This window comes from Shewanella sp. Actino-trap-3 (assembly GCF_002836275.1).
Classification (GTDB): Bacteria; Pseudomonadota; Gammaproteobacteria; order Enterobacterales; family Shewanellaceae; genus Shewanella; species Shewanella psychromarinicola.
Genome location: NZ_PJCE01000001.1, coordinates 657,162 through 668,605 on the forward strand (window position 1 = coordinate 657,162; position 11,444 = coordinate 668,605).

General features: G+C 41.4%; 8 protein-coding genes and 1 riboswitch. Of the genes, 4 read left to right on the top strand and 4 right to left on the bottom strand.

Annotated features, from left to right (window positions below):
* Window positions 1-22 precede the first annotated feature (22 nt).
* Window positions 23-1,846 (top strand): AsmA family protein, encoded by a 1,824-nt coding sequence (locus CXF80_RS02890; RefSeq protein ID WP_101031056.1) that lies wholly within the window; start codon window positions 23-25, stop codon window positions 1,844-1,846.
* A gap of 315 nt (window positions 1,847-2,161) precedes the next feature.
* On the opposite strand, the gene CXF80_RS02895 is transcribed toward CXF80_RS02890, so the two are convergent.
* Complete coding sequence (locus CXF80_RS02895) at window positions 2,162-3,715, bottom strand: lytic transglycosylase (protein WP_101031058.1); 1,554 nt, start codon at window positions 3,713-3,715, stop codon at window positions 2,162-2,164.
* Window positions 3,716-3,857: 142 nt separating this feature from the next.
* Complete coding sequence (gloB, locus tag CXF80_RS02900; RefSeq protein ID WP_101031060.1) at window positions 3,858-4,637, bottom strand: hydroxyacylglutathione hydrolase; 780 nt, start codon at window positions 4,635-4,637, stop codon at window positions 3,858-3,860.
* Window positions 4,638-5,003: 366 nt separating this feature from the next.
* Between gloB and CXF80_RS02905 the strand changes: the two genes are divergently transcribed.
* Window positions 5,004-5,783, top strand: coding sequence for a methyltransferase domain-containing protein (locus tag CXF80_RS02905; RefSeq protein ID WP_101031062.1), 780 nt, complete (start codon window positions 5,004-5,006; stop codon window positions 5,781-5,783).
* Window positions 5,784-5,808: 25 nt separating this feature from the next.
* Here the strand turns inward: CXF80_RS02905 and rnhA are convergent, their stop codons facing one another.
* Window positions 5,809-6,282 (bottom strand): ribonuclease HI, encoded by a 474-nt coding sequence (gene rnhA / locus CXF80_RS02910; protein WP_101031064.1) that lies wholly within the window; start codon window positions 6,280-6,282, stop codon window positions 5,809-5,811.
* A 77-nt stretch (window positions 6,283-6,359) separates the two neighbouring features.
* Between rnhA and dnaQ the strand changes: the two genes are divergently transcribed.
* On the top strand, window positions 6,360-7,088 hold the full coding sequence (gene dnaQ, locus CXF80_RS02915) for a DNA polymerase III subunit epsilon (RefSeq protein ID WP_101031066.1): 729 nt from the start codon (window positions 6,360-6,362) through the stop codon (window positions 7,086-7,088).
* Window positions 7,089-7,159: 71 nt separating this feature from the next.
* Complete coding sequence (locus CXF80_RS02920) at window positions 7,160-8,437, top strand: TIGR03503 family protein (protein WP_232772192.1); 1,278 nt, start codon at window positions 7,160-7,162, stop codon at window positions 8,435-8,437.
* Window positions 8,438-8,900: 463 nt separating this feature from the next.
* Here CXF80_RS02920 and CXF80_RS02925 read toward each other — a convergent pair whose 3' ends face one another.
* A complete protein-coding gene (locus tag CXF80_RS02925) occupies window positions 8,901-11,042 on the bottom strand; it encodes a TonB-dependent receptor (RefSeq protein ID WP_101031070.1) in 2,142 nt (713 codons plus the stop codon).
* Window positions 11,043-11,307: 265 nt separating this feature from the next.
* Window positions 11,308-11,407: riboswitch (TPP riboswitch) on the top strand.
* Window positions 11,408-11,444 lie beyond the last annotated feature (37 nt).

Consider the following 11,444-nt stretch of genomic DNA (forward strand, 5'->3'; position numbering starts at 1 on the left):
GCGACAGACAAGGAAGAGCAAAATGAAAGTAATAAAGTGGTTTTTAGCGATAGTACTAACCTTAGTGGTAAGTGTGACAGTCTATCTGACAATGTTTTTCGATTTAAATAATGTTAAACCGCAAATTGTCGATGCCGTAAAGAAACAAACTGGCCGCGACTTACAAATCACCCAAGACTTAAGTTGGAGTGTGTTTCCCTCTTTAGGAATAAAGCTCGGGGGTATTTCGTTATCTAATCCAGATGGGTTTACGCCTGCATCAATGCTTGATGTTAATGAGGCAGTGGCCAGTGTGGCACTGATGCCATTGTTTAGCCAACAGATTGAAGTTGATTTATTAACGCTAGACGGTTTAACACTACATTTAGTGACTCAAAAAGACGGCAGAACCAGTTTTGATGGATTGGCGGCAAAAACCACTGCAGACAAGCCAAAAGCGACAGCAAGTAGCGACACAAAAGCGAAATTGTTGCAGACGTTGGACATTGGCGGCATTGAACTGACCAATACCAATATTAATCTCATTGATATGGCCAGCAATACCACCCAGACCTTCAGCTTAAAAAGCTTTACCTTAGGTCAATTCAGCCTAGGTCAATTCGCTGGTTTTGCTTACGAGTTTTCTGCGACGCTTCCTGATATGCAGTTAACATCATCTGGCCAGGGTAAAGTTAAAGTCGACCAAGCATTAAAGAATGTCACTATTAATGATTTTGCTATGGTACACAAAGCCCAAGGCGACAGCTTACCGGGTAAAGCGGTTACCGCAGAGCTCACTACACAAATGACGCTGGCATTAGATGCCAAAACCATAGCGCTGCAATTGACCAAAATATCAGCTATGGACTTAGCCGCAACCGGTGATGTTAAGGTCAACTATGGCACTAGCATTCCAAAAATTGCGATGAATCTAGACGTTGGTGATATTGATGTGGATGCACTACTGCCACAGCAAGAAGACAAGGCCGACAAGCCAGGGGCGAAAAACGACACTGCGCCGAGCCAAGAACCTGATTTATCAGCATTAAAGAGTATCGATTTAACCTTAAACTTGACCGCTAAATCAATAAAAGTCCGTAATATGCTGACGCAAAATTGGCAAATGAAACTGGCTATTAATAAAGGTGTATTAACCTTATCGTCGCTCACTGCCAATTTATATGAAGGTAAACTAGCGCTTAGCGCTAAGTTAGACGCTCGTAAAGCGGTGCCGACGTATCAGTTTGATAAAAAATTGACTGGCGTGCAAATTCTTCCATTATTAACGGATGCGGCAGAAGTGGATTTGATTTCTGGTACAGCGAGCTTTGACGTTAACGGCAGTGGCAGCAGTTTGATCCCCGAGAATATGAAAAAAAATCTCGAAGCCGTGGGTAAGTTTGAAGTGGCCGATGGCGCGCTCTATGGGGTTAATATTCCGCAGATGATCCGCAGTGCACAGCAAAAATTAAAAGGTGATTTATCGGCAGATAAAAAAGAAGCCTTAAAAACCGATTTTACCAGTTTAACCGGCAGCTTTACGCTTAAAGATGCTGTCGTTAACAACCCTGACTTAACGATGGCTTCACCGTTAATTCGTTTAAAAGGTAATGGTACGGCAAACATTGCTACTGAAGCCTTGGATTACACGTTAACCACCAGTGTGGTGGGTTCCTTATCGGGTCAAGGTGATGCTGTTGATGAATCACTTAAAGGTGTTGATATTCCATTAACCATTAAAGGCACATTCCAAGATCCTAAGTTTGGCATTGATACCAAAGCGTTATTAGAAGGTCAATTTAAAGATGAGGCCGACAAAGCCAAAGAAAAGCTAAAAGAAGGATTGTTTAAAAAGCTTGGCATTTAATTGATCGTCTTTGGATACTAGTGGCTGTAGGTCTTCTTTACGACTACAGCCTTGTGATGGCGACTAGCGCTTATGATATACAATTGGTTATCTTGGTAAGCAAGATGTACTTAAGTCGCGGTAAGGACAGTGCAGATAAAGCATCAAAACGTCATTGAGCACGATGAACAGATTAGCATTTATCTGCCCTCATTTTACTGCATAAAAAAAACGGACAGGTTATCACTTGTCCGTTTTTTTATGTGAGGCTTGAAATCAGCACTATGTCAAATTCTCAAGCTAAGATCACCACAATCACCCCATTCGCTACAGTGACTAGCTATTGGTCATGATCAGTTTTAATATTTGTCCAGGTTGGATCAAGGAACTGCTTTGTAAACTGTTCCATTCGATTAATTCAGCAACGGTAACCTTGTATTTAAGGGCAATACGCGATAAAGAATCACCTGATTTGACTCGATAGTTAACGGTTTTCTCATTGCTAGCGTTGCTATTGGCGACTTCATTAGGAAAAATAACTAACGATTTACCTATGGTTAATGTCGATTTTTTCTTAAGATTATTCCATTTAACTAATTGTGCCACGTTCACTTGTTGTGACTGTGCAATTTTCCATAACGAATCACCAGATTTAACGGTATAAACTTGTTTATTTGGGCTAGATTTAACCACAGTTCGGCGAGCCAGCACTTGGTCCGCGATCATCGTCGCTAAATCGGGATCTTTTGCTGCAACAGGAATAATTAAAAACCTACCGGCAATAATATTATTGCCTTTAATGCCATTACTGCTTCTTATTAACGTTGCAGTCGTCTCAAATTGATCGGCGATTTCGCTGATACTGTCACCAGACTTAATTTTATAACGAACCCAGTTAATGCGAGAGTTTGGTTCAATAGTGGCTAATGCTCGTTTAAAGGTTGCCGCTTTATCACTAGGCACAATCAATTGATGTGGCCCTTGTGGTGCCGTTGCCCAGCGCTTTAAACCCGGATTAATCGCTTTTAAATCATTGATGTCTATTTGAGCGAGATCTGCCGCTAAGTTAATGTCTAATTGGCTTTCAATATTGACCACTTCTATTTGTGGCGAATTATCGATAGCAATTAAATTGATACCGTATTTGTCAGCATGTTTAATCACATCTGCCAATGCTAATAATTGAGGCACATAGTGAGCGGTTTCTCGTGGAACAGATAATGACCAGAAATCGGTAGATTTTCCGCGAGCTTGATTATGTTTTATTGCATTGAATATTCGGCCTTCACCAGAATTATAAGCGGCAATGGTATATAACCAATTGTGATCCATTTTGGCGTAGAGGTATTCCATTAAATCTAAAGCCGCTTTTGTGGACGAGGCTATATCACGGCGTCCGTCGGACCACCAATTGGTTTTCACTCCAAAAGAAATAGCGGTCGGTGAGGTTAATTGCCATAGACCTGATGCGTGACTTGGAGAGTAGGCTAGTGGGTCAAATCCACTTTCAATAATCGGTAATAATGCGAGCTCTAAGGGTAAATTGCGTTGTTCAAGCTGTTCAACGATGTAATACAGATATGGCTTAGCACGTTGGGTCACAATCTCCAAATGCCGCGGATTATCGATGTACCATTGGCGGTAATGATCCACCAACGTATTATCGACAATAGGGAAACGCATTTGATTGCTGATCCTAAACCATAAGTTGTTAACTTCAGCGACTTGTTCTTCAATTTGATTAAGGGATACCGTCGCCGATTTTTTGCTTTTAGCGTTAGATTTAACCGTCTGGATTGTACTATCAGAACTTGGCTCTGAAGTGTAGAGTGTTTGGCACCCCGCTACAGCCAGCATACTGCCAGCTATAATAATTAAGTTAGCTTTCATTTGAAGATATACTTCCTCAAGTTTTCAGGCATTAAAATGGAACATACCAAATGCCTTCAAGACTTTTTTGGTCATGCTAATTCAATTTTGCATTGTAGATTAATTATTTTAACTTGTCTTATTAAACTGTTTTCATGTTGATTTAAAAGTTGTTTTTCCATAATCTGATTTGTGTAAATGCTTGAATAGTATCTATTTCTTTTTCTTCTAGTTGGGCCGCAATTGCGTTCTGAGTCTCATGTAGATGGCAACGTAAAAAAGGATTGATGGCTTTTTCTATGCCTATTGAGCTCGGAATAGTAGGTTTTTTTTGTGCTCTTAATCGTTTGACCTTGTCTACATAATCAATTAATTGTTGATTATTTGGTGTGACATGTAGCGCAAATTTAAGGTTTGCCTCGGTATATTCATGGGCACAATACACTTTGGTGCTATCGGGCAGCTGTGCAAGCATTGAAAGTGATTTAAGCATTTGTTCCGCGGTTCCCTCAAATAAACGTCCGCAGCCCGCGCTAAATAAAGTATCACCACAAAACAGGCTTTCTTGTAGGTAATAAGCAATATGTCCTAACGTATGTCCAGGAACCGCCATTACGGTTATTGGATCGAGATGGGGAACATTGAGAGTAGATTGTGATCCAACGTTAAGAGGATGAGTTAACGCTGCTATTTTTTCATTATCAGGACCATATACATTAAGCGCATGCTTGAAATGTTGCTGTAACATTTCAATACCGCCGGTATGATCAGCATGATGATGAGTGATTAAAATTCCGACTAATTTAAGATCTGTTGTTGAGATATAATCAATAACACTTTGACCACAGCCAGGGTCAACGACGTAGGCATAGCGACTGTTTTCTTGATGAATTAACCAAATATAATTATCGTTAAATGCAGTAATAGTATGAACGTTAAGCATGATCTTACTCAAGTGATGATTGACTATCAGTTAGGGTAACGGATATCGTGAAACAATACCAAATTCATGGGTTATCGGGTAACACTTCGGCCATTTAGTGTGATGTCGCAACATCACTGGATTGAAGGCATCTATATCCTAGGTAACCGCTTCTTTGTTGTCTTGTTTGATAAAGGCGTCACTATTATTTCAACAATGAGTGAACTAAAAAGCTTGATTGACTCTGAGTGATAACAGCGTTAATCATGTTGGTATAATGTTAAATTATGCCATGTTAGACAGTATTAATGATCGGTAGCTGAAAATTAAATAAGCTATGGTAGAGTTGACTCAGTAAATCTGACATTTTTAAAGTTGGCGGGCTCCATGTTAAAACCCCATATTTGGCAAGACTTACCTTTTGGTGAATTGTTACAAGCCGAGATAGAAGCTAAATTAGCACCTTGGTGGCCGCGCATATTTGGCTATCATTTACTTAAAGCAGGGGCGTTAAGCAGCCAGCTAAACAGTCTACATTGCAATATTTCACGACATTTTAGTGTTTATGACGGTGCGGATGCCAGTATTCAGGCCGATCCTCATCATTTACCGGTACAGCAAAGTGCTATTGATGCTGTGTTAAGTTGTTTTTTACTGGAATTTGAATCGGATCCCTATCAAATTTTGCGTGAATTCGATCGGGTGCTCATTAGCAGTGGTTATATTTTTATTGTTGGGTTTAATCCTATCAGTCCGGCTTTTATCGGCAAAATCCTGCCAAAATATCAAACTCAATTACCTTGGAATGGGCAATTTTTTATGCCATCAAGAGTTAAAGATTGGCTCGGATTACTGGGTTATCAAGTTTTAGCGGATGAACGCTTAATGTACCATTCGTTATTAGGGCAAAGCGGTGTCAATATGCCTTATCAAGCCAACAAACCTCAACAAACACCATGGTGGCAAAAAAGTATTGCTAATTGGTTGCCCAGTACCGGCAGTGTCTATTTAATTGTGGCTCGAAAAATGACCACACCGCTTACGCCAATAAAAGATAAATCAAAGCTAAAAGCACCTAATTGGTCAACCGCACCAACAGCAGGCCGCACTGGATTAACTCATACCCAACGTATTAAAAAACCATTGTTAAAACCGACAAAATATTAGCAAAACATAAATCATAGTTAAGCCGTTACTCAGGCTTATAACCCGTATCGGCTTGTTGAGGCTTAGCTTCGGCGGCTTTTCGAGCCAATACGTCACAACGCTCGTTTTCAATATGGCCTGCATGGCCTTTTACCCAGTGCCAGTCAATTTTGTGTAATTGACTGGCCGCATCTAAACGCTTCCATAAATCGACATTTTTGACCGGTTGTTTGGTTGAGGTTATCCAACCCTTTTTCTTCCAACTATGGATCCAAGTCATAATGCCTTGACGCATGTACTGGCTATCACTGGTTAAAATAATATTACATGGTTCATATAAAGCTTCTAAGGCAATAATCGGGGCTAAAAGCTCCATGCGGTTATTGGTCGTTAATGAGAACCCATCGGCCATTTCATGGTGTTGATGTTTATATTTCATTACCACGCCATAACCGCCAGGTCCGGGATTTCCTAAGCAAGAGCCGTCAGTAAAGATATTCAGCTGTTTGAGTTCGGCCATCAAATTGTTACCATAGCGAAATATTCGCGCCAGTATACTCAATTTATACCAAGGCGAGGGCTGAATGAGTAAAAAATATGAACATAATTTCCAGTGCTAGTCGTCAAGTCATTCTCGATACCGAAACAACCGGTATGAACCAAGCCGGTGGACCGATACATATTGGTCACCGAATTATCGAAATTGGTTGTGTTGAAGTTATTAATCGTCGCTTAACGGGTCGAACGTATCACCAATATATTAATCCTGGTCAAGCGATTGATGAGGAAGCCATTCAAGTTCACGGTATTAGCAATGATCGTGTTGCTAACGAACCGCGGTTTCACCAAATAGCGAAAGATTTCATCGATTTTATCGATGGCGCTGAAATTGTGGCTCATAACGCCAGCTTCGACGTGAGCTTTATGGATCATGAGTTTTCGAAACTCAATCCTATCGGGCCGAAAACCAAAGATATTTGCAGTATTTTAGACAGTTTGGCGATTGCGAAACGTTTACATCCAGGCCAAAAAAACAATCTAGATGCACTGTGTCGACGTTATGGTATCGATAACGGTCGCCGTACGTACCACGGCGCGTTACTCGATGCAGAAATTCTTGCTGATGTTTACTTAATCATGACGGGTGGACAAATTAAGTTTAATTTGTCTAATGAAAAAGCAGGCTATGAAGCTGGCGGAATAAAAAAAATCGATCCAGTTGCGTTTAATCTTAAAGTCGTCGGTGCGTCTGCCGATGAAATACTATTACATGAACAACGACTTGATCTCATTGCGAAGTCAGGTAAATGTCTCTGGAGAGGGTAAACCAACCTTATATGATTGCCACTCGTACCGGTTATCTTGCAATTGCTTGTTTATTTTCGCTTGGTCTCATCATGGCTTGGCAACCTTATGCCCAAGCTTCAATGGTCATAGCATCCCAAGCTGCAGAACTTAAAAATCGTTTTCGAATCGATCATATGGTTGATAATCTAACCTTGGTGATTCAACGCACCTATGGTTCTGCTCCTGTTGTGGTGATTTTACCTGATGGCAGTAAATGGTATTCAAATCGTCATCCCCAGACCGTAAAATGGGTGGATGGTCTTGCTGCCGATATGATTTATATCGAAAAGCCGATGCCAGGGCCTTGGCAGTTACTCGGTAATGTGGTCCAAGGCTCGACCATCAAAAAAATCTCTAAGTTGGACATTGAGGTGCAACCCTTGCCACAACCCCTATATCAAGGGGAAAGGCTGAAAGTGACCGCTAGACTCTTGGGTGATAAGTTAACCATGAGAATGCCGGGTTTAGATTACATGGTTGAGTGGACTGCACGTTTTACCAGTGAGCGCCTTGCTAGCGATAATAATTTTGCAACAGGAACCATTATTGTTGGCGCGTATCAAGACAATGGTGAAAAGTTAGATGAAGTGCCAGACGATGGTATATTTACCGGCAACCCTAATTTACAACAACCCACCGGCCATTATGTGCTCAATGTCACTGCTCGAAATGATGTTTTCGAACGCGAATATGTGGTGCCTTTTGAGCTTTCGCCACAACCGATAAACGTCAAAATGGAGCCCAATAGCGACCCATTAAAAGACATATGGCAAATACAATTATCGGTTGATGAATCTGTTGTTTTGTTAGCACAAACTCATTTTGAGTTTGAATTAGTGGGGCCTGCCGGGTTAAAACTGCCGATCACATTGCAAACAGTGACCAGTTCAGATCAAATTTTATATCTACCTAAAGTGACCAAGTTTGGTAGTTATCGGGTTAAAGGTTATGTGGTGTCGACAACAGTCGATGGCCGTGAAATCGTCCTTAATTTACCAGAAATGTTTTTCAATTTAATCGAACCGGCTGCGCCTGCGCCAACAGCCCAAGCGCTGGCTGAAAAAGCGGCCATTCAGGCTGCCATTGAAGAACAAGTGGCCAAGGATAATGCCATGTTTTGGATTATTATCATTAACGGGGTACTCTTTTTAGTCGGCGTTGTTGGTTTGATAGTTTGGCGTAAAAAGCAGACATTGGCAAAGGCGATGGCAGCGGCAGAACAAAGGTTAAACAAAAATCGAGGCGATGAAGATAAGCCAAAAGACAGTATTCTTCAAAGCGTCGACTTAGATGAGATTGATTTGAGTATCCCAGACGATAAAACCTAAGCCGCCAACACGAGTATTGTTTTACCAAATATTAGCTGCTGACAATGGACAATATGTTTTGTGTCTATCTAGCACTCCGTGAAAGGTTAGGACTCTTCATTAGAGATAGTCGGTCTATCACAAGTATCGAAGACAAATGTGTAGTCCCATAAGCTCCGTCAAAATAAGACTAAAATCTCTACATCACTATCGACGTTTTTGTTTTAACACCAACAGCAGTAGCTCAGTTGGGCCCACAATGTGATTTATATTGTTTGGCCTTAATTCCATTAGTGAATTCCATTCGTGGTTTTTTCGCTTCATTATTAATGGGCAGAGGCCTGTCACTCAGAGCTCTGCGGGGTCATTCATTTAAAAATTTGTAGCAGATTTGCAATGCTTCAAAAAAGTGTTACTCACGTATGAGAATGCCACGACTTAACCAAACGTAAACTTGATTTTTTTAGCGCTCCTCTGGTGTCAACTAGAATGCGTAACTAACATTGAGCTCCAATGAGCGGCCTACACCGGCTATTGGTTCAAAGCCGTTACTGCTGTCTGCTTTGTATTGTGCAACACTGACACCGCCCAGCGGCAATTGATAATAGTCATCGAGTAGGTTGTTCACTGCGATGGTCATTGTCACATCTTGCCATTGAATACTGCTGCTTAAGTTAAGCCGTGAGTAACAGTCTGTTGAGTTTTCTAAACGCTGACTATCAACGCGATCTTTGCTTGCAACCCATTGCCAGCTAATACTATTTTGCCAACCCCCCCGTTCTTGCTGTAAAGCCAACTCTGTTTGCAAAGGCTTTATTTGATATAAGGGCTCGTTACTGTCATTTCTTTCCCCGTGAGTCGCACTGACATTAGCGACCATTAGCCACTTACCACTGCTGTTTTCTGCTAGTTGATATTCAGCATCTATACGTGCGCCAAACAGGGTGGCGTCAACATTGGCAAATTGTAAAATATTACGCCGAGTATTGGCCATTGTGGTTTTGTTAAAATGACCTACCACATCGGCATCGATATAGTCTTTAATGGTGCTATACCAGGCGGTTGCACTAAAAGCTAAATCGTCTTGTACCAGCTTGTATGCTGCACTTAAGGTATGTGCCGTTTCGGCGCTAAGATCAGGATTACCAATATAGCCATTTGCATCACCGTACCAACCAATCATAGTCGTGGCCATGGTGCTTTGACCCCAGCTATAGCGTTCATATAAATTAGGCGCGCGGCTCTTTCTCGCTAAGCCTAATTCAATGACTTCGGTATCACTCAATTGATAACGCGCAAGCAGGGTAGCGTCGATAATATTGTCATTGCGCTTACGATAAAGGTCATTGAACTCGTTAGCTGCGGTAGCATTCACATTTGTCATGCCCATCATGCTCATGGTGTTGTAGGGTTGTACTTCACCTGTGCTTGTTGACACATATTCATAGCGTACACCAGCCGACAGCCACCAACGACGATTTAAGGTTTGCTGCCATTCACCATAAAGAGCTGCGCGTTGACGCTTGCCGTCATTAATATTGATATAATCATTGGGCCCCATCATGGTAGAACCATTAATAGCAGGCCAAGTATCATCAAGTTGATAAACATAATATTCTTGCCCAATCAGCAAGGTGCTGTCTGAACTTATGGGTAATAGCCAATGCAGTTGGTAGCTGTAATCTTTACCTGTGGTTTCCATTGGCATCATGCCGATTTTTTCGTCAGTAAAAAATCCCATTTCATGTTCAACACTGTGCCAATTGACTTGGGACGTGAACAGACCTTCGTTATCGAGTTGCAATTGATAGCGGGCTAAAGCGCCATAACTGTTATTGTTAGTCATGTCCATATATTGGTTGGCAAAACCTTGATAAGGAATATGCTGATGTGTGAGTTTAATAGCGATTTGTTGGCTATCGTCTTGCCAAGCTGCGGTTAAGGCATGATTTTGTGATTGATATAGCGTGTCTAATACTTTATCGCCATGACCATCGGTATAGCTGTTTGCATCTTCAAATGAGCCTTGATAACTAACACTGAGTTCTTTGCTTGCTAGGGTCGCATTGACACCGGCTAAAAAGGCGTCGCTAGCGCTGCGATAACCTGCAGCCACATTACCGCTGTGCCATATGACCGTATCGCTATTCGCAAAAATGGGATTTAAGCTACTGATTTTTATCACACCGGCAATATTATCGCCGCCAGCACTGACAGGCGATACCCCCGCGACCACCAGTGCAGAACTGATTTGATTTGCAGACACATAGGAGAGCGGCGGATTCATGTGATTGGCACATGATGCGGTAATGTCGCTGCCATCAATAAGTATCTTAATGCGATCGCCCATCATGCCATTTAAAATAGGTAAGGCTGATACGCCACCCGCTTGTGAAAAATCGACGCCTTGTTTTTTGAGTAGATTTTCTGCGGAGCCTAACAGGTCTTTATGTGCAGTTTGTTGTCCGTGTACCGTGACGTGTTCAATGCGAGAGCTATCTTGTGCAGTGTTCTGCTTAGCTATCACTTGTGGCGTAATGGCAACACTGATCGCCAATGCGATTGATGAGTAAAGCCAAGGAGTATTGCTTAATAAATTAAGTGTTTGCTCAGTCGATTTTGTCAAAACGATCACCTTTTTCGGTCAAGGATATGTACCATTGATGAATGCTGTTAATGGTACATATGAGATTTGAAAAAAATTATAACCTGCTAATAAACTTAATAAATGCGGCATATTGTCGCACCTTTGTTTAAACTTGCTTCATAGAATTAGTAAATATTTTAATGACACATGAGTCAGGCTATCCACTACGCCGATAAGTGATAATATTGGTACTATTTACACATTAAGGTCTTGTTATTTTGATACAAGTTTGCTTATACTGGCGGACATCTTGTCGGAGTGCCATTATGGCTGAGACCGTTTATTCGGGATCCGTTGAACCTGATCAGGCTAGAACCTGCGAAGGAAACAAGCGTAATAATCATGATTATTGAGGAAGATAAATAAAGTATTAACAAGAGG